Source organism: Paenibacillus rhizolycopersici, from assembly GCF_014947195.2.
Taxonomy (GTDB): Bacteria; Bacillota; Bacilli; order Paenibacillales; family Paenibacillaceae; genus Fontibacillus; species Fontibacillus rhizolycopersici.
This window is the reverse complement of record NZ_JADCNN020000004.1, coordinates 208366-230289: the sequence shown is the minus strand read 5'-3', so window position 1 is coordinate 230289 and position 21924 is coordinate 208366. Positions and strand designations below refer to the sequence as shown.

Genomic DNA, 21924 nt, shown 5'->3' with positions numbered 1-21924 from the left:
GAAGGGGAATGAAGCATGGAATATGTGAAGCTGGGACGAACCGGCCTTGAGGTATCGCGCATCTGCCTAGGTTGCATGAGCTACGGCGAACCGAACCGCGGGGCGCATCCTTGGTCGCTGAACGAGGAAGAAAGCCGTCCGTTTATCCGCAAGGCACTTGAGCTTGGCATTAATTTCTTCGATACGGCCAACGTGTACTCCGATGGGACCAGCGAAGAAATCGTCGGGCGAGCACTTAAAACGTTCGCCAACCGCGACGAGATCGTGATTGCCACCAAGGTCCATGGGCGAATGCGTCCCGGTCCGAACGGGGGAGGTTTGTCGCGCAAAGCGATCCTGGCGGAAATCGACCATAGCCTGAAACGTTTGGGGACGGACTACGTTGATCTGTATCAGATTCACCGCTGGGATCCCACGACGCCGATCGAAGAAACGATGGAGGCGCTCCATGATGTCGTCAAATCAGGCAAAGCCCGTTATATTGGGGCTTCCTCGATGTATGCCTGGCAATTTCTTAAAGCACTGCATACAGCTGAGCGGCACGGATGGACCCGATTTGTTTCTATGCAAAATTACCTGAACCTGTTGTATCGCGAGGAAGAACGTGAGATGCTGCCGTTGTGCGAAGCGGAAAACATCGGTGTCATTCCGTGGAGCCCGCTGGCTCGAGGCCGGTTGACACGCGATTGGGATGAACAAAGTGAGCGTTCGCAAAGCGACCTGTTCGGCCAACGTCTGTATGCGGCCACGGAGGGAGCTGACCGCAAGGTGGTCGAGCGCGTGGCTGAGGTCGCGGCTCAGCGCGGGGTGCCGCGCGCGCAAGTCGCCTTGGCCTGGGTGCTGCAGAAATCCCCGGTCACCGCGCCGATAGTGGGAGCGACCAAACCGCATCATCTCGAGGACGCGGTTGCCGCGGTGTCGCTTCGGTTAACCCCGGACGAAATTGCTCGACTGGAAGAACCGTATGTCCCCCATCCGGTGCTGGGAATGTAACGAGTTTTGGCCCATGGATGGCGAAGACAGACAACGGCATAACACAAGTAAAACCAGCCCTCACTGCTTGGTAGTGGGGGCTGGTTTTTGGTATGGGGCGGACACGGTAGCCCTGCTACGCCCGATGGGTAAGGCATGGACTTCGCCGGCCTCGGAAGAGATAACGGTAAAAAATCACCTTATTTTCGGTGATATGGCTCTTTTTGAACAAATAGCGGTAAAAAATGGCCTTATTTCGGTTCGATAGGGACAAAACCGCCCCATTTGGGGCTCCTGCGGAAAAATAAGGCCATCAAATACCGTTATTTTGTTCAAAAGGGCTTTTTCGCAGATATAAGGGTATTTTTTACCTTTATTTGTGAGCTCTGGTGCGCAGCGGACCGTTTGCGCATGTTTCCGGACAGGGACAGCATACTAGCAGAAAGGAGGATGGTGTTCATATGACGGCGGGAGAACTCGGTTTTTATTTTCTGCTGTATTCGCTCTTTGGCTGGCTGCTCGAAAATGTATACAGCCTGTTCACGCAGGGAGTGTTCAGGAAGGAGGGCTTCTTGAAGGGCCCGCTTAAGCCGATGTACGGCGTAACCCCGCTGCTTCTATTGATATTTTTGCAGGAGGGAGAAGGAGTACGTCCGCTGCTAGCGGGTCTATTATGTCTCATCATTCCAACCGTCGTTGAAGGGATCAGCGGATATTTGCTGTTCACGATGTTTGGGCGAAGATGGTGGGATTATTCTGGGCTACGGTTTCAGCTTGGCGGCCATGTCTGCCTGCGATTTTCACTGTACTGGGGACTTCTGTCGGCGTTGATGCTCAAGGTGGTGCACCCGCTGGTGGAACAAGCGTATCAAAGCATTTCCTTGGTGTGGTCCGTGGCTGGCCCGCTACTATTGCTGTTGCTTGCGGCCGATCTGGTGTGGACTTGCCTGACGCGGCGACGGGAATTTCGGGGAAGCTTGATTATAAATCCAAGTGGGGATGAGTAAAGGAGGAAGCGAATTTGACGATTTTCCGCAACCCGGTTCGATGGTTCCCGGTACTGACTGTCAGTTGTTTGATCGCGCTGTTGTTGATGACACCCGGAAGCGGACGAGCTGCGCCGGTCGGCGCTGGAGGAGAGAAGACAGATCCGGCACTGGATAGCAAACAACCCGCGTCTCCCCGCAAACTTGCAGTGATTATCGATGATTTTGGCAATCGGATGGACGGGACGGACGAAATGTTGGACTTGCCCGTGAAATTGACCGTTGCAGTCATGCCTTTCTTGGAAACCACTCAAGAGGATGCGCAACGGGCGCACGAGCACGGGCACGATGTGATCGTCCATTTGCCGATGGAGCCGAAGCAAGGAAGACCGGAGTGGCTGGGACCCGGGGCCATCCTCTCCAACATGACGGACGAGGAGATCCGTCGGCGGGTGGAAGCCGCGATTGAACAAGTGCCTTATGCCGTGGGCATGAACAACCATATGGGCTCGAAAGTAACCGGAGATGAGCGCGTGATGTCGGTGATCTTGGAGGTATGCCGAAAACGCGGTTTATTCTTCGTTGATAGCAAAACCAATTATTGGTCGGTCATTCCTCGCTTAAGCGAAGAGAAGGGACTGCCACGGCTTGAAAATGACATTTTCCTGGACGATGTGGGCAGCGTGGAGCACGTCTCGGGTCAACTGCGGCAAGTCCTTGCCTTGTTGAAGAAGGAGAACCGAGGCAGCTGTGTAACCATTGGACATGTGGGTGTGCAAGGCAAGAAAACGGCGGCTGCATTGAGAAAGAATATCCCGATGCTGCAAGCAGAAGGCATCCATTTCATCGGGATCAACGAATTGGCGCGGGAACAAATCAGTCCCGGCGTGAAGCCGGGACCGGGGTTTACATTACCGTAAAATATTCGGAGATGCCTCGATACAACGCTTCGGCAATCCTCTGCTGACCGCGCCCTTTCGTGAGAATGGCGCGGTCTTCGGCATTGCTGAGAAATCCCGTCTCCACAATGACGGCGGGGCAATCGATATGGTTTAGCAAATAAAACGGCTTCCCGTGTTCCGGAACTCGAGCTGCTTCCAACTGATAGAACCTTTCCAGTGACCGTTGGATCGAGTCTGCTAGTACCACGCTTCGTCCTTCGTTCTGATGGAGTACAAGCGGACCGCGTTTCGATTTATTCCGTCCCCAGTTGACATGCAGGCTGACGACGATCGAAGCGGGCAACTGCTCGCTAAGTTCCTTACGCTGGGCCAGGTCCCGCAGGTGCCGTGAGCGGCTGTGAAGCCAGCGATTATCGTCGCTTAGGGCATAATCCTCCGTCCGGTTGAGTATTGCGCGGTAGCCGTGGCTTCTCAGGACGACATAAAGCCGCCGCCCAATTTCGAGATTGATATCCTTCTCGAGAATCTGTTCGTAAGACGTTCCCCCGTCAATCCCTCCGTGACCGGCATCGATCAGAATCACCGGTTCGGGGAAGGCATGTCGAAGATCCTTACCTTCGTCAGCCGCTGCCGGGGCGATCCCCCAACCGAATGCTATGGGGATCGAACTCATTATGGCTAGCAGGCATCGTGTAATCTTTCCCATGTGTCTCACCTTTCGGGCTTTTCTACCTCTATAGAGTGAGCCTGCGGAAGGGAAATCATGCATTGGCGATTTACCGGTGCCATAGGGGTTCTACGGGTTTAAGGCGGTGCGATTCGGCACAAACTAGAGCTAACGAAGAACGACTAAGCTGGAAAGGAGTTAACTCCAAATGGCGAAAGGCGACGAGTTAGTCAAATACATCACGGAGCGGGTGGTGGATTACGTGGAAACACCGCGGGAAGTCCGCCGTGAACGCTCGAAGGTCAAGGAACCGTGGAGCCGGCGGTGGTTCGGGATGATCCCGTTCTCCATCTCCCTGTGGGCCGGGCAGATTCCCAAACCGAAGAAGAAGGAATCCCGGGGGAAAGAGCATCCCTCCCGTTCCCGCGGAGTGTGACTTGGCCGAGCCTCAAGCGAAATCAGCCGTCTTCCGTCCCGCAAGGGAGAAGGCGGCTGTTTTTTTAGGTTTGCCCGGGTATCGAATTCGTTCCCATCATTCATCGCGTGCTTCATTCGCTTTGCACTAGCTCCTCGGCCAAGCGGACCAGCAGGTGAACGCCTTCTTGAATCCGCGCTTCATTCATGAACGAATAGCTGAGCCGGATTTGGTCGTTCATTTCACCCATGGGATCGCAGATCGTTCCGGGGACGAACGTTAACCCACGGCGGATGCTTTCGGTCAGGAGCCGGTTGGCGTTTAGCCCGTCAGGGAGGTGGACCCACAGATTCAAGCCGCCTTGCGGACGGAACCACTGCCAGCCTGTACCTGAAGCGAGCGCTTGCTCCATCACGTCCCGGCGAATTTGTAGCGCCGTACGAAGCTTCTCCAGGTGCAGCTGCAGCCGTACCGATTCGAAGCAGTGCTGGAACAGCTTCTGGTTGACGAGCGGCGTCCCGTTGTCGGCGAGTGATTTGGCGGTCAACAGCGGGGCCATCGCGGCCGTTCGGGCGGCAACGGCGCAAATACGCAGCCCGGGAGCCAAATACTTGCTGAAGCTGCGCAGGTATACGACCCAGCCTTCCGTATCGTAAGCATAGAGCGGAGGGGGCGGCGGCTGGACAAAGTAGACGTCATGAACTGCGTCGTCCTCGACGATCAGGCAGCCGTAGCGCTCCGCCAGTTCAACCAGTTGCTTGCGTTGGACGGCCGGCACCGTGTATCCCGTCGGATTGTGAAAGGTCGGGTTCATATAAAACATCCGGGGTTTATGGCGTTTCAGGTAAGCTTCGACAACGTCCAGGTCATACCCGTCCCTGCGAATCTCCACGGGTAAGAGACGAGCGCCCCGCTGACGGAAGCAGTCAAGCGCCGAGCTGTAGGTTGGGCGTTCCACCAGGACATGGTCCATGGGACGAAGATAAACGCCAGCCAGCAGGTCGATCGCTTGCTGGCCGCCGGTCGTGATCAGCAGTTCGTCGGGGGAGACCTGAAGCTTATTTTTCCGCTGCAAATCTGCACTGAGGAGCTCCCGCAGCTCCTCGTCTCCTTGGACAGAGGAGTAAGTGCCAAGCAGCTTGGGATAGCGGTCGAATACCTGCTTCACGTGGTCTGAAAGGAACAGGTTCGGCAGCAGGTTCGGATCGATGAGCGCCTGGGAGAACGAATAGTCGGCCGGGATGCGGTGGACCTCGCTCAGGGCATTTTGCAGACGTCCGGCCTCGTGTCGGGGTGCGGCAGCAGACGCATATCCGCCTGCTCCAGCGGGTTCTTCATAGGGTGTGCCTTCGGAAACGTAATAACCGGATTTTTCCTTCACGTAAACGATCCCATGCTCCTTCAGCAACCTGTATGCTCGGAATACGGTTAACCGATGGAGCTGCAGTTCCCCGGCCAACGCACGCACGGAAGGCAGCTTGTCGTGCGCCTTCCAGTCCCCCCGGCGAATCCGGTCCAAGATATAATCATAAGCTTGCGTATAGAGGATCTTCCCGGGCTCTGCCCTTTTCGACATCGGGTACATCGCCTTCCCTTCTTGCAACACGAATCCATTTTACACGAGAAGCCAAAGCATCTGTTCTGCATCGGTAAATCTGTTCTGTCTCCTTTCTTGTATGATACAGTTCAATAGGCGAAAGGGGAAGATCTTGATGATTCTGATCAACTATTTGATCGTATGTCTCATATTCGGCACCACTTTTTTAGCGATAAAGATTGGGGTGGACCACGCGGTGCCTCCGTTTTTCTCGGCGGGGATCCGTTTCCTCGCGGCCGGGGCGATCCTCTTTCTGTGGATGGTTTGGAGAAAAAAGGCCGATTTTGCCTTGCTGCTGCGCAAGGAAATGCTGGTGACGGGAGGTTTGCTGACCTTCGGGACGTTTAGTTTTCTGTACTGGGCGGAGCAATACGTGACCTCCGGAATCGCCGCGGTATTATCGGCTACGGGACCGCTGATGATTCTGCTGATGCAGATGATCGTGCTGCGGCAAAAAGCGACGAGACGAGCCGTTCTGGGCATAATCATCGGATTTGCCGGCGTCATGCTGCTCGTTCTTCCCAACCTGACCTCGGTCCAGGACGAATCCCGCTGGGTCATCGGCTGCGCGGCGATTTTGACTGGGGAAGTGCTTTACTCGATTGGCGCGCTGTATACTAAACGGGTCACCCAGAGTTACGCCGAGGTGTCGCCGATTGCGCTGAACGCTGCGCAAATGATCTATGGGGGCTTGTTACTGCTCATCCTGTCGGGCTTCACCGAACGGGTAACGGCCGAGGATCTGCTGCAGCCGTCCGCCTTAGGTTCTCTGTTATATCTCACTGTGGTTGGTTCGATGGTGGGACACAGCCTGTTTTATTGGTTGGTAGCCAAGACCAACCCGGTGTTTCCGTCGACTTGGCTGTACGTATCGCCGCTCATTGCGATGACGATCGGCGTGCTGTTTTACGGGGAAACGGCCGGGTGGTTTGCGGTGTTGGGCGGGATAACGATCATCGCGGGCACGGTGTTGACCAATCTGGACAGCTTGCGCCAACTGTTTCGCAGATCGGCAAGGTTGACTTCAGGCGCTGCAGGCGGGCCGGGGGCGGTTGGCCAAAAGGTCCGGTAGAGTCAACGCAGCAAAGGCGAGTCTGATGGAAGTGTGCTTCCGGAGACTCGCCATTTGGTTAAAAAACTAGAAGGTGACGAATTTCCCACTCTCCATCAGAGCGTCCAGCGCGATTAGCCGAATGGCGGTATCGGTGCCAGTGACGACGTAAACGGCCTCGGCTTCGGCTTCAGCGGATGGCTCTGCCAAAGGGCTGTTGTTCGTCCAGGTTTGATATCCGTAGACCGGAAGAGGAAAGGAATAAGTGCGTTCAGGACCGGAAGCGGCATAGACAAGCTTCCGACTGGTTTTCAGCTTGCCGATGAAGGCATCCGACTTCAGCGCCAGCGGTTTGGCCGTCATCCATAACAGGTTGTCGTAGGGATCGAAGCGGGATGACGTGTAGACGATAGGGGCGGGCGATAATGGCGCGCGGCTGCTCGCAGCCAGCCGCGGCGGCGCGTAGCCGCCCGCCTGCTTGTCCCAGCTGCCCGTCGTTTCGGGCAGCCATTCGCCGTCGGCGGCATTGACGTATTGGGGTTCGCCGCCATCCGGCAGGCGAACCTTCCACGCGGCCAATGCCGGGCCGGCGTAGAGCGGGACGGCGGTCACCCGTCCCGCAGCGGCTGCGCCGAGGCCGCTCTGCCGGAGCGCGGCCTCGAGCAGCGCCGGGTCGAATACGGAATAGGTGCCCATTCCGTATTCGACCAGCTTGTAATCTCCGCTCTCGGTTGCGGAGATAATGAGGTAGCCGCGCGGGGCTGAAGCGCCCGGCGGCACCCCGGCTGCGCCGCCTTGGCCGCTGCCGGCGGCCGCCACCGTGACGAGCCAGCTGTGCGTGCCCGGCCCCAGCGGCTCAATGGCGGTGTCGGCGCCGGCCCAGGCCGTAAACGGCTCGGCCTGAGCCAGCTGGCCGACGGCCTCGGCGGCGAAGCGCCGCAGCGCCTCAGGCGCGGGTGCATCCGCTGCCGTCCTGAGCGTCGCCAACGCGGCCTGCCCGGTTCGCTCGCCGGCGGCCCCCGCCGTGCCCAAGCCGCCCGCCAGCGGTAGACCGGCGCCTGATGCGCTATATAAGATGCTTGCGCATAAGAGAATTTTGCAAGTGGTGGTTAATTTCTTTTGAGGTTTGCGTGCTTCCGGCATGGTATCGCCTCCCTAGCCATTCGTCAGGCCTCATCAGGCCTGGTTTCGATTGCTTGTCCATTGTACCGAAGCCGCCCCAAAAAGGATGTTGCAACCTGTCGCTTTGCATTGCGGCAAACGGCTTCTATTTTTGCGGTCTTTTAGCGAGATCAGTCTGATTTCTCGTCACCGCTGCGAACGCAGATGAAAGATGCCGCAGCCCAAGGCGGATACGACAATTCTCGGCTCATACTGCCAGCGGATTTCATCCCGTCTCGCTTCGTATTGCTCGCTGGCGCCTTGAGCCCGCTCGGGTTCGGGATCTTTCACGAGATCCTTGTAATAAGCGTCGATCAATGTTAATTCGTCGTTCAACCGTTCGCGGGCCTCCTGGGCCCAGCGGTCGTCATAAGCGGCAATCTGATCGGCAAGCCGCTGCTCAAGCACGGTGCGTCCGGCATCCAACGACAGCTTGGTAGGTTCGATATGGACGTTTTCGGGCAGGCGCGGAACCAGTTGTTTCGCCGCAATTCGGGTCTGAAACGACTCATCGACGGCGCCCGTCAGCAGGGAAACTCCGTAATAATGCAGCTCCTCGCGTTTCATATCGCAGCAGAATTCCACCTTGAAGCAGACGCCCAGCCAAGGCTCATAGGCGGCGGGCAGCAAGGCCATCCGTTGACGTTGCCCCGGCTCCTCGAACAAATACACATAACGGCCACCTCTACGCGCTGCTTCAAAAATCTGTTTTAGCCGCGGGCTGCCAAATGTGAGCTCCTCGCGCTGAATCCGTCCCGGACCAAGTACTGGGAGCGGTCGGACCGCACCAAAGTAGCGGCCGAGCAGCGTGTCCTCCTGTGCGGCTTCCATCTGCTGCTGCCCGGGTCCCGTTTGTTCCCGGGAGGCCTTCGCTTCTTCGGCCGCCCGGTGCGCCTCCGGATCAAAAACAAACGAAAACGACATCGTTTCCGGCTCCGCTCCGGTCCGTTCGATAAACCCCCAGTAATAGGGACGGTTCGTTAAGTCCCGGTCCGCGCGAGGAGAGAGTTTCACGGTGACGTGATGCGGCGATTTCTCAAGGAACTGACATTCAGTTGCTTCCAGATAGGTCAGAACATACTCGCGAATCTGTTCAGAGGTCATGGACATAACCGCAGATCAACCTCCCAACAGCTGCTGCAGGCCGCCTTCGCTTTCGGTTCCTTCGGCTTCTGCATCCAGCTCGGATTTTATGGTGTGGAATTCGCGTCCCAGCGAATCGACGCGGCTGGCTATCTCCTCGTCACTGCCGGATTCGAGGATGATTTGGTAAATGCTTTTTTCCAGTGAATGCTGTTTTTCGAACCGCTCCAAAATCACGTCAAGATGGCCTATGACCAACTCGAACATATTGATCTTCTCGTGCAGCAGGTGGAGGATATGCTCCTCGATCGTGCCTTTGGTAGACAGATTGTAAATATTGACGTCGTTGGTTTGACCCAGCCGGTGCACCCGGCCGATCCGCTGCTCCACTCGCATCGGGTTCCAGGGCAGGTCGAAGTTGATCATCTGATGGCAAAATTGCAGGTTGATACCTTCGCCGCCCGCTTCGGTCGCGATCATCACCTGGGCCCGGCCGCGGAACAGGTCCATCATCCAATCTTTTTTGCCTCGGTTCATCCCACCCCGGTACGGAACCGCGGTCATTCCCCGGTCACGGAAGTACTTCAGCAGATACTCCTGCGTAGCCCGATACTCGGTGAACACGATCACCTTGTCATTCATTTCACGGATCAGCTCCATCGCTTTCTCCGCTTTGCTATTCGCTTTGATCTGACGGATCAGGTCGACAAGATCCCAAATCCGATCACGGATCGGGGAATCAGGGGCAAGCTTCTTAGATAAATTAACCAATGTGACGAATACCGCATCCCGGCTGCTGCATACCTCGCGTTGCAGGGTGACCAGGGACAGCATGCTGTTGAGGTCGCCGCCAGCGGCGTTATATTGGTCTTTAATGAAGGAAGTAACCCCGTTGTACAGGTTCTTCTCTTCCTCGGACAGCTCTACGTCAATGTTGCGGACGATTCGCTTCGTGAATTCCAGCTCGCCGTCGCCGCGCCGGTTGCGGATCATCACCTTGGCCAACTCATCCTTGAGCTGATTCTCGTTCTTCGGCTGTCGTTTGTCGACGACGAAATTGGCGGCAAATTCGCTTTGCCCGCCCAGTTGCCCCGGCTTAAGCAGCGTGATCAGGTTGAACAGCTCGCCTAGATCGTTTTGCACCGGAGTGGCAGTCAGGAGAAGGCAATATTTTTTTCGCAGCTGCAGCATGAACTGGTAGTTGGTCGTTTTCTTGTTCTTCAGCTTGTGGGCTTCATCTACGATGACCAGATCGTATTCATTATTGAGCAGAATATTTTTGTGCGGGTCGCGTTTGGCCGTGTCCATGGAGGCGACAACGACGTCGTTGTGCCAGGAATGCTCTTTCTTCTGCGCTACGGCCGGTATGCCGAACTTCTGATTCAGTTCCCGAACCCACTGTAGCACCAGGGATGCAGGCACCAGAATCAATACCTTCTTCACTAATCCGCGCACAATGTATTCCTTTAAAATCAAACCGGCTTCGATCGTCTTCCCAAGACCCACCTCGTCGGCGAGGATCGCGCGCCCGCGCATTTCGAACAGGACCTTTCGAGCCGTTTCGGTTTGGTGCGGCAGAGGGGTGACGCCTTGCAGATGCTTCAAACATTGCATTTCTTCAAAGCTCGTGACAAGCGAAGCAGTTTCGGCCTCAAGGGCAAGGTTAAACAGCTTCCAATCGTCCCAGGGGCCGCCCTTTTGATGTCTCGATTCCAAGTCGCTGAACCAACTTCGGTCGAAGTCTACGGGGATCTGCAGATTCCATTCCGGCGGGACGACCGAATTGGGGGAAGGGCCGGGGGGATGAGGATTCATGATGTAAAACCTCCCATTTGATGCGTATTTGGCTAGCTCTATTGCGGCTACGAAAGGATCCGAATCAGTCCATACCGCGTGCTTCTTGCAGACGTAGGTGTAGTATGGACGAAAAAGAAGGAGTTCATAACTTTGGAGAGGGGAGCGGGAGCGAAACGGAGCATCAGCTAGTGATATTGCTTGGGTTGACCGTTTTACATGATGATCCCGTTTGCTCAGATCAAAGCGATTTAGATGAACCGTTCGACCTCGACCTTGCTCCCTTAACGAAAGGGATAATCGCATGATGAAGCCTCCAGAGGCAGCTCTTCCGTTTTATAGCTTGGGTTGGAAATGGTTACATGGCGGTTTCATAGATTCAAGACCGAAAAATTGAGAGAACCGGAGCAAACGAGTGTTTGGGCCAGCAGCATTCGGAAAAAAGCCTAAAATTTCAAGCTGTCCTGCTGTGACAACGAGATATTGTATAGTATAATGGTATTCGCACACAATATATTGTGATTCATACATATGATAATACGGTTTATAGGGTGTGCGTAGCGGCTTTCAGGCAGACGAATATCGGCTTGGGACAACGCTTTTTTCGTTTTTTTCGCCCGTTTTCGACTTCAAAATCCGGCGCGAATGACCGATATATTTACGAATCTTTGATCCAAACTTATAGGAGGGTGTTTTCTTTGAAAACTGTGCCAAAACAGCGCCTTGAGGGGCTAAGTGAAAAAATCTTCTTGGACCGGTACGCCTGGAAAGATGCGGACCCTAGTCACGCCAAAGTCGGCGACGTCGTCCTCGTTCTGACGAAGGATGATCCCAAATTCCCAACAAAGGAAGTTGGCGAAGTCGTTGCGCGTAAGGGGCGTAAGGTTACGGTGAAGACACGCCGGGGCGAGTTGGTCGAGTCCGACGTGGAGAAGCTGACCCTCAATATCGAGAAAACCCCTGAAGAAATGTGGGACCGCCTTGCTAAAGCGATGGCTTCCGTAGAGGAAACGCCGGAGCTGCAGAAGCAATGGGAAGAGAAGTTCCGCTATATCCTGGACGATTGGAAGCTGGTACCGGGCGGCCGGATTGCCGCAGGTGCCGGCGCCAGTGACGAGTTGACCTTGTTTAACTGTTACGTGATCCCATCGCCAAAAGACAGCCGCGGCGGCATCATGGAGACCTTGTCCGAAATGACCGAGATCATGGCACGCGGCGGCGGCGTGGGGATTAACCTCAGTTCCTTGCGTCCGCGCCGTGCGGTTGTTAAAGGCGTAAACGGCTCTTCGAGCGGCGCCGTATCTTGGGGAGGTTTGTTCAGCTACACCACCGGCTTGATCGAGCAGGGCGGCAGCCGTCGCGGCGCGCTGATGCTGATGATCAACGACTGGCATCCGGATGTCATGGACTTTATCACCGTCAAGCAGACGATGGGCCAGGTTACGAACGCGAACCTGTCGGTTTGCGTGAGCAACAGCTTTATGGAAGCGGTGAAGAAGGATCTCGACTGGGAGCTGGTATTCCCGGATACGACTTACGAGGACTACAACGAAGTGTGGGACGGCGATCTTGATAAGTGGAAAGCGGACGGTCGCAGAGTGATCCACTATCGCACCGTCAAAGCGCGTGAGATCTGGCACACGATCATCGAATCGGCTTGGAAATCTGCGGAGCCGGGTGTGGTGTTCATGGAATACTACAACCAAATGTCCAACAGCTGGTATTTTAACCCGATCATTTGTACGAATCCTTGCGGTGAGCAAGGTTTGCCGGGCTGGGGCGTCTGCAACCTGTCGGCGATGAACCTGTCCAAGTTCTACGACGAAGAGAAACACGATGTCGCTTGGGACGAACTCGCCACAACGACGCGTTATTCGGTTCGTTTCCTGGACAACGTCATCAACAAAACACCTTATCACTTCGAAGAAAACGAGAAAAACCAGAAGAAAGAGCGCCGCGTTGGCCTCGGGACGATGGGTCTGGCCGAGCTGATGATCAAGTTGAACATCCGTTACGGCAGCCCGGAATCGCTGGAATTCCTCGACAAATTATATGGCTTTATCGCCAAGGAGGCTTACCTGGCTTCCGCGGATATCGCGGAGGAGAAAGGTTCCTTCCCGGCTTTCGAAGCGGACAAATATTTACAAAGTGGATTCATGAAAGTGATGACGGAAGTGTATCCGGAAGTTGGCGAAGCGGTTCGCACGAAAGGGGTCCGCAACGTCACGATCATCACTCAGGCGCCAACCGGCAGCACAGGGACGATGGTTGGAACCTCGACCGGGATCGAACCCTATTTCGCCTTCAAATATTACCGTCAAAGTCGTCTTGGATTCGACGAGCAGTTCGTGCCGATCGCGCAAGAGTGGTTGGACGCACATCCAGGGGAAGAGCTGCCGGATTACTTCGTGACCGCGATGAATTTGTCGGCGGAGGATCATATCCGCGTGCAAGCCGCGATCCAGCGTTGGGTCGACAGCTCCATCTCCAAAACGGCAAACTGCCCATCCGACTTTACCGTGGAAGAAACGGAACGTTTGTATGAACTGGCCTTCGACCTTGGCTGCAAAGGCGTAACGATCTACCGCGACGGTAGCCGTGACGTACAAGTCCTGCAAACGGAGAAGAAGGAAGAGAAACAAGAAGAAGCGGCAGCTCCAGCAACGGTAGCCGTAACGGAACAGCCGGCAAGTGCTCCGATTCAAGCCAGCAGCCCGAAAACGGCGGAACAGTACAAGAGACGCCCACAAGTGCTGCATGGCGCAACTTATAAAATCAACACGCCGTTCGGTATGGCGTATATCACGATCAATGACCTGAACGGCATCCCGGGAGAAATCTTCCTGAACGTGGGTAAGGCCGGTTCCGACGTGTTCGCGATGGCGGAAGCCCTTGGCCGCGTTTGCTCGCTGTTCCTGCGTTATGGCGACCACGGCGAGAAGGTTGAGTTGCTGATCAAGCATCTCAAAGGGATCGGCGGCACAGGCGCTATCGGCTTTGGTCCAAACCGTGTGGAATCGATCGCGGACGCGGTTGCTAAAGCGCTAGAGACGCACGTGCAAAACGGCCCGTACGGCGACCACGACCCGGCGCCGGTGGCAGCAACGATCGCGCATCACGAGGAAGCCGCGCAAGATCATGGTACCGCGGACGGCTCGCACGGCGGCCACAGCCATGGCAGCGCGCCGGCCACCTCCCGTGACCTCTGCCCGTCCTGCGGCTCGGCCTCGCTGATCAACATCGAAGGCTGCAAGACTTGCAGCAACTGCGGATATAGTAAGTGCTCGTAAGAAAATTCCCCTAGGGGGGTTAATGTGTTATTTCGTTTAGCAAATGCGAAACAGGTCAGGCTATTTTTATGCCTGATCTGTTTTATTGTTGTACATTGTTATGCATAAACGCCTTTCTGACGGTCTATAGAACAGACTAAACCACATTCCATTCCAGGTATCTGCGAGACAGAAATGGTTCTCATTTATTATGACACCACACACGAATTGACTTTTTAAGAGCGCTTGGAAACTATTGACAGACAATGGTTTTTAGATTATTATTGATTGACTGATCAAGTCAATCAATAAGGGGCGTGAATTAAAATGGATATTTCCAATAAACACGGTTCATTTCAGCAACACGAGGTTTTTTCGAGCGACGGAACAAAGATCGGCTACAGATCGATTGGGGAGGGGCCTGAGATCATACTTGTTCATGGAGCATTAAGGGATTCGGAGGACTACACTCACTTAGCCATAGCGCTTTCTCGCACTTTTACTGTCCACCTCATGGATCGAAGAGGCCGGGGCTTGAGTGGTCCTCAGGGTCCAGAGTATGCTATGAATAAAGAATGCGAAGATGTTCAGGCCATCCGAGAAACGACGGGCGCCGATTATTTGATTGGTCACAGTTTTGGAGGACTTGTTTCGCTGGAAATGGCTAGGAATGACGCTTCAATCTCCAAAGTAGCTTTGTATGAACCTGGCGTACTGCTTTATCCGATGGACGAAGCTTGGATGCGCTCCTACGAGCAATCTATGCAAAGGAACGATGAACGCGGTGCCTTTGCGCATTTCGTGAAGGGGATGGGCCAAACCCCTTTAACGCAGCTTCCCTATTGGTATGCGAAACTTATCTTGAGGATCATGATACGAGGAGATCATTGGACTAAAACATCTCAATTGCTTCCTCAGAATTTACGCGAGCACCGCGAGGTTCAGCGACTTGCCTCATCTTATCGAAATTACAGAAGTACCCCAGCAGATGTGTTATTGATTCAAGGGGATAAAAGTTCAGATTCCACGAAAAAAATGATGGAGCAATTGCACCGGACGATTACGCGATCGACATTGGAAACCATGAACAAGCTAGATCATTTTGGACCAGAGAATAGCGGTGGGCCTGACCAGATCGCGGAACTGCTTACCGAATTTTTTTCACAATCGTAAAGGAGTTTGAATACATGCCCCGGTTAAAAGAAGAACAGCTTCAAATAATCTACGAAGAACGCAAACAACAAATCAAGTTAGCCGCAGTCAAAATTTTTGCCCGGCACGGTCTCCCAGGAACAAAAATCAGCATGATCACCTCAGAGGCGGGCGTTAGTCATGGACTTTTCTACCATTATTTTAAAACGAAAGACGAACTGTTTATCTCTTTAGTCCGCGAAGCAGTCGAAACGTCCATTCAAGAAATCGGAAATTTGAGCCAATTGGCGGCATCCCCGATCGAAAAGATTAGAATCTTAACGCAAAGCATGCTCGACGAGAGCGGAGTACCTTATTTTATGCTGCTCCATCGGGCGCGAAATTTTGAAGAGGTTCCTGATTTAGTCAGCCGGCTGATTCAAAATTACCCGATAGAAATCTACATCGAACGCTTGCTGCCCATTTTTGAGGAAGGACAACAACGAGGGGAAGTAGCGGACGGAAATTTGACTGAGATGATCGCAAATTACCTTACGGTCATTTCCGGCGTGATGGTCTTGGGAAATGGATATCCAACTCCCCGAATAGATTGGCTGATGAGATTCGTAGAAAAGAAATGATTGAACATAGATCATATTTCCATGGCTTTTGCAAAGGGGCCTAAGCGATCATTGCTTAGGCTCCTTTTTTGTGCTTCGTTAGGCTCATAAAGTATATATTAAACATACACATTATGGCTTATGGTTGATGGATTGTCTTTAGCGCCAAATTACCCTAATAAATCACGCGGGAGCTATTCTTTTGCAAAAGATAGTGGAATTTTTCCTATAGCATATTGAATATATTCATTTATATAGAATATCTATAAACATGGAAATGAAACCGCTTGCAAGAGAGGGGTGGGAACACTAGGCTACCGGTTTATGGATTGGCGGTTCTATAGAATCGACCTGATGATGATCTAGGAGGTGATCGGAGCATGGTACCCAATAGATTAAGGAAAGTATGGTATTTCAGGCATATCTATTTGTTTTTGCTTCCCGCTATCATCTGGTTTCTGGTTTTTGCTTACTATCCGATGTACGGCATTTTGATAGCGTTCAAAGATTTCAAATACAACCTGGGCATATTGGGGAGTCCGTGGGCAGGCTTTAAGTATTTCGAACAGTTCTTACACGATTCCAGTTTCTACGAAGTCCTCCGCAATACGTTGTCCATTAGTGCCCTGAAACTTGTATTTGGATTTCCAGCTCCATTGATCTTGGCTTTGATGTTAAATGCCGTTATGCACGAAAAAATCAAAAGAGTGTTTCAAACGATTTCCTATTTGCCGCACTTCGTTTCGTGGGTTGTCGTCGTAACTTTACTCCAAAAAATTCTGTCTCCGAACGTAGGGCTGATCAATGACATTCGCTATCAAATGGGTTTGGATCCGATCTTTTTTATGGGGAAGCCGGAGTTATTCTATCCTTTGGTTCTCATTTCCGACGTTTGGAAAGGGGTAGGATGGGGCTCCATCATCTATTTAGCCGCGTTAACGAATATCGACCCGCACTTGTATGAAGCTGCGGAAATCGACGGGGCGGGAAGATGGAGTAAATTATTCAAAATTACGCTGCCTTGCCTAACGCCGACGATCGCGATCCTGCTGATCTTTTCCCTCAGCGGAATCCTGAACGCGGGCTTTGACCAAATTTGGCTGATGCAAACTCCAGCTACCTTAGGCGTTTCCGAGATATTGGACACGTATGTGTTGAAAACAGGACTCCAACAAGGGCAACTCGCTTATTCCACGGCAATCGGCTTATTTAAATCCGCGATCTCGTTACTGCTTATTGTGGCTGTCAATCATATTTCAAGACGTGTGAGCGAGGTATCGCTATGGTAAGGGGCTTCGAGGAGCATAAGGAGGTGTGTGCATGGGTGCGAAAAGGCTGACGCCGACGGATCGAATATATATGCTGATTAATTATTCGGTGTTGTTAATCTTTTGTGCCACGGCGTTATATCCCTTTATTTATTTCTTAGCCCTTTCATTCAATGACGGCTACGATGCGATGAAGGGCGGAATCTATTTTTTTCCTAGAGTGTTCACCTTAGAGAACTATGCAAAGGCGTTTACCAACCCGCTTATCTTAAATTCATTTTACGTTTCGGTTACTCGAACCCTGGTGGTCACGATCGGATCTGTATTTTTGACGGCTTTGTTAGCCTATGCGCTTTCGCGGAAAGGCTTGCCGGGAAGAAAAGTTATCGTGTTCTTCTTTTTCTTTACTACCTTGTTCAGCGGGGGACTGATCCCGACCTTTATCCTGTTCCGGCAGTTGCACATTCTGAACACGTTTTGGATACTGGTTCTGCCCTCCCTGTATAGCTTCTTTAATGCGATTATCATGAAAACCTTCTTCGATGGGATTCCTGAGGCTCTATCGGAGTCGGCCCGAATCGACGGGGCCAGCGAGTTATCGGTGTTCGCCAGAATCATTTTGCCTCTTTCGATGCCGGTACTTGCTACCATTGCCTTGTTTGTCGGGGTGGGCGTGTGGAATGACTGGTTCACCGGACAATTTTTTATCCAGAACGAGAAATTACAGCCTGCAGCGACGTTCCTGAACAAAATGATCAGTGAAGCGTCTTTCCAATCGATGACGTCATCGTCGGGAAATAGCGGATCTGCGATTCAAAATATGACCGAATCTCAGATGGAGCTGCGCGGCGTCACTCCGGAAGCGTTGAGGATGACTTTCGTCATTATCATTACGACACCGATCATTTGTGTGTATCCGTTTCTGCAGAAGTATTTTGTGAAAGGCGTATTGGTAGGTTCCCTTAAAGAGTAGGTGATATAAGAGGCCAAGCCTTTTATATAAAAATGTTCAATGAGAGGGGAGTGTAGTATGAGAAAGAACGAGTTGAGGGGTGTCCTTGGCATTCCGCTGATCGCTTTGCTTCTATTTGCAACCTTGACGGCTTGTACGGGATCAGGCGGGAAGGAGGAAGCGGGAACGGGGAACACGGGTCCGAGTGAGCCAGGTACTGTGAAGGAATCGGGCACGGAGGAAATAAAGCCGGTCACCTTAACTTTCCTTAGTGCTTGGAACGGGGGCGGAGCCGGTTTCCCGCAGGATCAGGAGAATAACCCCGTAGCTAGTCAAATCCGGGAAAAAACCGGAGTGACCTTAAAACTGGAGTCCATCACGACAAGCGAGGTCGAAAAGCTGAATACCATCTTTGCCTCCGGTACGGTTCCGGATATTGTGAACGCCCCCTTCTGGTCGACCACAGGGGGAGAAGGGCAAGTCATCAAGAAGGCCGCGATGGAAGGGCAACTTCTGGATCTCACTCCTTATCTGGATAAGTACCCGAATGTGAAACGACTTGTGACCACCGGGATAGCGAAGGATTTCAACGAGTTCGATCTCAACAGCCCGGATTTTGAAGGGAAAACCTATCTCATCCCTACGGAAACCCCGGACGGAACCCCAGAGAGCATTCATAACTGGAATTACGGCCTTTTTGCTCGGGGAGATATTCTCAAGGCGTTAAATGTGAAAGCGGAAGATATTGATACGCAAGAGGAACTTTATGATTTATTGATCAAGATCAGAGACGGCGGGTTCAAGGATATTGCCGGAAAGCCGGTGATCCCTGCCGGAACGATGTGGAATGGATGGGATTATGGCCAATTCCTTGCGGGTTGGACGGATTACAACATTTCGGACTACCGTGAGGTTGACGGAAAGCTGATCCACTGGACGCAAACCAAGGATCATGAAGATAGACTGCTATATATGAGGAAGTTATTAACGGAAGGTTTGTTTGATCTCGAAGCTTTCAGCAATACGAGCACAACCGCAAACGAGAAGCTGACTACGGGCAAGCTCGCCGTATTCGGAGCTCAACCGATGTTGCCTGATTTATCCAAAACGCTGTATAAGACGAATCCGGATATGCAATATGAGCTGCTGGGACCCATGAAGAATAAGAGCGGACAAATTCGGACACAAGTGGAAAAACCCGGCCGTTCCGGTTTCCCGGTCCTTTTCTTAAGCGCGAACATCAAAGATCCCGATGCGGCCTTACGGTACATTGATTATGTCAACAGCGAGGAAGGCCGGTTGCTATCGTACTTCGGGATTGAAGGAACGCACTACACACTGGAGAATGGGATTCCTCAATGGATTCCGGATGTGAAGAAACAATTCGATGAGAATCCGGATTTGAAGAGAGATGCCGGGCTCAATTACCTTCCGGGAAGATTCATTGGTGCCTTCTCCGATACCGTCACTTGGCCTACGCCAGAGGATCAAAAAACGCAGTGGCAAAAGCTGGAGGAGAGCTTTTCGGCCAAATTGCCGATCAAAATCATCGACAAGGTCAGTGCCAGTTATCTTGCGAGAGAGTGGCCTAATTATCAGGAATTCATCGATAAAACCAGCAGCTTGAATTTTGATGAGGAATTTAAGAAGGCATTGTTTGCCGCGTCTGATGAAGAAGCTTTAAAAATGCTTCATGAGGTGCAAGACAAGTTTAAAGCTGCCGGTGTGGATGAGATGGCGGAGTTTGTGGCTCAAAAGGCGGCAGAACGAGATGATGTCGGGTTCTAACTCGACTCATCCTCAAGACGAAGGAGGACACGATATGTTGAACGTTGCAATGTTAAGTAAATGGCATGTGCATGCGGAGGATTACGCCAGAAAGCTGCAATCCCATGGGAAGGTGAAGATCACGGCCGTCTGGGATGAAGAACCCGAACGCGGAAGGGAATGGGCAACCCAATTGGGTGCGGATTTTGAGGCGGATTTGGATACTCTTCTCGGGCGCGAAAACATCGATGGCGTCGTGGTGGATGCCCCTACAAGTATGCATGCGGACGTCATGGTCGCTGCGGCTCAGGCCGGTAAACATATTTTTACCGAAAAAGCGATGGCGCTTACCACGGAGGAATGCAATCGGATTTCGGCAGCGGTGCGCCAAGCCGGCGTCAAGTTCGGCATTTCATTTCCTGCTCGCACGAGACCGCACGAATTGTTCGCGAAGCAGCTGATCGATGACCGAATCTTAGGAGACGTTACGCTTCTGCGCATACGTAACGGCCACGACGGGGCTTTGAACAATTGGCTCCCGGAGTACTGGTACGATAAGAAGCAAGCCGGGGGCGGGGCCATGATGGACTTAGGTTGTCATCCGATGTACCTCGCCAGTTGGTATTTGGGGAAGCCCAAACGAATCAACTCCATGTTCCATTATTTCACGAATCGTGCCGTGGAAGATAATGCGCAATGCTCTATCGAGTTCGCCAATAACGCGGTCGCCCTGGTCGAAACCAGCCTGGTTACGTTCCGAACGCCTTCTGCGCTTGAAATTTACGGTACCGAGGGCACTTTGATCATCTCGGATCATACCGTGAAAGTCACTTCGAAGAAGCTCGATCTACCCTTTGGCGGATGGATTTCACCTCAACAACTCCCAGCAGAGCAACCGCTTCCGATCCTCCAGTGGGTGGATGCCGTGCTTGACGATAAGCCAATGCCCTTCGGACTGGAAGAGGGGACGAAATTGACGGAGCTCTTGGAAGCAGCCTACATTGCCCATCAGGAAAACCGAACGGTAGAGTTCAAATGATTCAAATGACACAAGGGAGGGAAATTCGATGCGAACGGTCAAAATAGGAATCATCGGCTGCGGATTGATAGCGAATGACAAACATATGCCGAGTTTAGCGAAGTTGGAGAACGTGCAGATGGTGGCCTTCTGCGATTTGATCCCGGAAAGAGCCGAGCAAGCGACGAAAAAATACGGTACGCCGGAAGCCAAGGTGTTCACGGATTACAAGGATCTGCTAGCGATCGAAGAGATCGAAGTCGTCCATGTGCTAACCCCGAACCGTTCTCACGCCTCGATATCCATCGATGCGCTCGAAAGCGGCAAGCATGTCATGTGCGAGAAGCCGATGGCCGTCACCGGTGCGGAGGCGAAAGCGATGTACGAGACCCACTTGCGAACAGGCAAGAAGCTAACCGTCGGGTACCAGAGCCGGTCCAGCGCCAAAAGCCAACTGTTAAAAAAGATGATCGTAGGCGGGGAACTGGGTGAGATCTATTTCGCCAAAGCTGTCGCTACCCGAAGAAGAGGCGTACCGACCTGGGGTGTGTTTTTGGATAAAGAGAAGCAGGGCGGCGGTCCCATGATCGATATCGGAACCCATTCCCTCGACCTCATCCTGTGGTTGATGGATAACTATGAACCGGAAAGCGTCGTCGGCAGCGTCTTCCATAAACTGAAGGATACCGAAAATGCCGCAAACGAATGGGGATCTTGGGATCCTAATGAATTCGAGGTCGAAGATTCCGCGTTCGGATACGTGAAATTCAAGAATGGAGCTACCGTCATTATTGAAACTAGCTGGGCCCTGAACATTGCGGACGGCGGTGGCAATCTGCTCTGCGGAACGAAGGGGGGCGCGGATTTCAACCACAATAAATTGCGGATTAACGGCGAGCGGGACGGAAGCTTGTTCTTGAATCAGCTTGATGTGGATCCGAATGCAAGGGAACTTTTCCGTGGGGAGAAGATGTCCGATTTCGAGTATGAAGCCAAACAATGGATTCACAGCATCGTGAACGACATCGAACCCTTGGTTAAACCGAGGGAAGCGATGATTGTTTCTCAGATCCTGGAGGCGGTCTATCAATCCGCCGAGACGGGGAAGATTGTCTATTTTGATCAGGAGTAAGAATGTGAAATAAAGAATGTCCCATTCGGTCCGCGAAGCGAAAGCTTCGCGGATCTTTTTGCTAACGAATTATTGATTTCCGGTATCAGATGCGCGGGTGCCCTCATACAATAGAAAAAAATGGATTATCGATAATCGA

The 21924-nt window shown here is 52.8% G+C and carries 18 protein-coding genes; 13 read left to right on the top strand and 5 right to left on the bottom strand.

The annotated features are described in order from the left end of the window. Positions 1-15 precede the first annotated feature (15 nt). The 3 genes from IM700_RS06475 (at position 16) to IM700_RS06465 (ending at position 2878) form a co-directional block, all read left to right on the top strand. Positions 16-993: an aldo/keto reductase gene (locus IM700_RS06475; RefSeq protein WP_193415042.1), complete on the top strand. Its 978-nt coding sequence runs from the start codon at positions 16-18 to the stop codon at positions 991-993. Between the two features lie 440 nt (positions 994-1433). Further along, positions 1434-1979 carry a putative ABC transporter permease gene (locus IM700_RS06470; RefSeq protein ID WP_193415043.1) on the top strand — a complete coding sequence of 182 codons (546 nt, stop codon included), beginning with the start codon at positions 1434-1436 and terminating at the stop codon, positions 1977-1979. A 20-nt stretch (positions 1980-1999) separates the two neighbouring features. Next, positions 2000-2878 (top strand): divergent polysaccharide deacetylase family protein, encoded by an 879-nt coding sequence (locus IM700_RS06465; RefSeq protein ID WP_418888769.1) that lies wholly within the window; start codon positions 2000-2002, stop codon positions 2876-2878. On the opposite strand, the gene IM700_RS06460 is transcribed toward IM700_RS06465, so the two are convergent. Further along, positions 2865-3566 carry an N-acetylmuramoyl-L-alanine amidase family protein gene (locus IM700_RS06460; protein WP_193415044.1) on the bottom strand — a complete coding sequence of 234 codons (702 nt, stop codon included), beginning with the start codon at positions 3564-3566 and terminating at the stop codon, positions 2865-2867. The genes IM700_RS06465 and IM700_RS06460 overlap by 14 nt on opposite strands. Before the next feature lie 169 nt (positions 3567-3735). Here IM700_RS06460 and IM700_RS06455 point away from each other — a divergent pair, with 169 nt between their 5' ends. Further along, positions 3736-3963, top strand: a complete 228-nt coding sequence (locus tag IM700_RS06455; RefSeq protein WP_155605102.1) for a YqzE family protein — start codon at positions 3736-3738, stop codon at positions 3961-3963. A 112-nt stretch (positions 3964-4075) separates the two neighbouring features. Here IM700_RS06455 and IM700_RS06450 read toward each other — a convergent pair whose 3' ends face one another. Beyond that, positions 4076-5518: an aminotransferase-like domain-containing protein gene (locus IM700_RS06450; RefSeq protein ID WP_193415045.1), complete on the bottom strand. Its 1443-nt coding sequence runs from the start codon at positions 5516-5518 to the stop codon at positions 4076-4078. 136 nt (positions 5519-5654) lie between these two features. Between IM700_RS06450 and IM700_RS06445 the strand changes: the two genes are divergently transcribed. After that, positions 5655-6611 (top strand): DMT family transporter, encoded by a 957-nt coding sequence (locus tag IM700_RS06445; RefSeq protein ID WP_193415046.1) that lies wholly within the window; start codon positions 5655-5657, stop codon positions 6609-6611. A 66-nt stretch (positions 6612-6677) separates the two neighbouring features. Here the strand turns inward: IM700_RS06445 and IM700_RS06440 are convergent, their stop codons facing one another. The 3 genes from IM700_RS06440 to IM700_RS06430 all read right to left on the bottom strand — a co-directional run bounded on the left by IM700_RS06440 (position 6678) and on the right by IM700_RS06430 (position 10649). Beyond that, positions 6678-7733 carry a hypothetical protein gene (locus IM700_RS06440; protein WP_193415047.1) on the bottom strand — a complete coding sequence of 352 codons (1056 nt, stop codon included), beginning with the start codon at positions 7731-7733 and terminating at the stop codon, positions 6678-6680. A gap of 165 nt (positions 7734-7898) precedes the next feature. Then, the gene (locus IM700_RS06435; RefSeq protein ID WP_155605106.1) at positions 7899-8861 is read right to left on the bottom strand and encodes a YqhG family protein; all 963 of its coding nucleotides are present in this window, start codon (positions 8859-8861) and stop codon (positions 7899-7901) included. Positions 8862-8870: 9 nt separating this feature from the next. Continuing rightward, complete coding sequence (locus tag IM700_RS06430) at positions 8871-10649, bottom strand: DEAD/DEAH box helicase (protein WP_155605107.1); 1779 nt, start codon at positions 10647-10649, stop codon at positions 8871-8873. Positions 10650-11326: 677 nt separating this feature from the next. On the opposite strand from IM700_RS06430, the gene IM700_RS06425 reads away from it, so the two are divergent. The 8 genes from IM700_RS06425 (at position 11327) to IM700_RS06390 (ending at position 21785) form a co-directional block, all read left to right on the top strand. Beyond that, a complete protein-coding gene (locus IM700_RS06425) occupies positions 11327-13918 on the top strand; it encodes an adenosylcobalamin-dependent ribonucleoside-diphosphate reductase (RefSeq protein WP_193415048.1) in 2592 nt (863 codons plus the stop codon). A gap of 306 nt (positions 13919-14224) precedes the next feature. Beyond that, positions 14225-15070 (top strand): alpha/beta fold hydrolase, encoded by an 846-nt coding sequence (locus tag IM700_RS06420; protein WP_193415049.1) that lies wholly within the window; start codon positions 14225-14227, stop codon positions 15068-15070. 14 nt (positions 15071-15084) lie between these two features. Beyond that, positions 15085-15669, top strand: coding sequence for a TetR/AcrR family transcriptional regulator (locus IM700_RS06415; protein ID WP_193415050.1), 585 nt, complete (start codon positions 15085-15087; stop codon positions 15667-15669). 359 nt (positions 15670-16028) lie between these two features. Further along, the gene (locus IM700_RS06410) at positions 16029-16937 is read left to right on the top strand and encodes an ABC transporter permease (RefSeq protein ID WP_155605112.1); all 909 of its coding nucleotides are present in this window, start codon (positions 16029-16031) and stop codon (positions 16935-16937) included. Between the two features lie 31 nt (positions 16938-16968). Then, positions 16969-17889 (top strand): carbohydrate ABC transporter permease, encoded by a 921-nt coding sequence (locus tag IM700_RS06405; protein ID WP_193415051.1) that lies wholly within the window; start codon positions 16969-16971, stop codon positions 17887-17889. 57 nt (positions 17890-17946) lie between these two features. Continuing rightward, positions 17947-19656, top strand: coding sequence for an extracellular solute-binding protein (locus IM700_RS06400; RefSeq protein ID WP_239483663.1), 1710 nt, complete (start codon positions 17947-17949; stop codon positions 19654-19656). 34 nt (positions 19657-19690) lie between these two features. Beyond that, complete coding sequence (locus tag IM700_RS06395; RefSeq protein WP_193415052.1) at positions 19691-20674, top strand: Gfo/Idh/MocA family protein; 984 nt, start codon at positions 19691-19693, stop codon at positions 20672-20674. A gap of 28 nt (positions 20675-20702) precedes the next feature. Then, a complete protein-coding gene (locus IM700_RS06390; protein WP_193415053.1) occupies positions 20703-21785 on the top strand; it encodes a Gfo/Idh/MocA family protein in 1083 nt (360 codons plus the stop codon). The last annotated feature ends 139 nt before the right edge of the window (positions 21786-21924 follow it).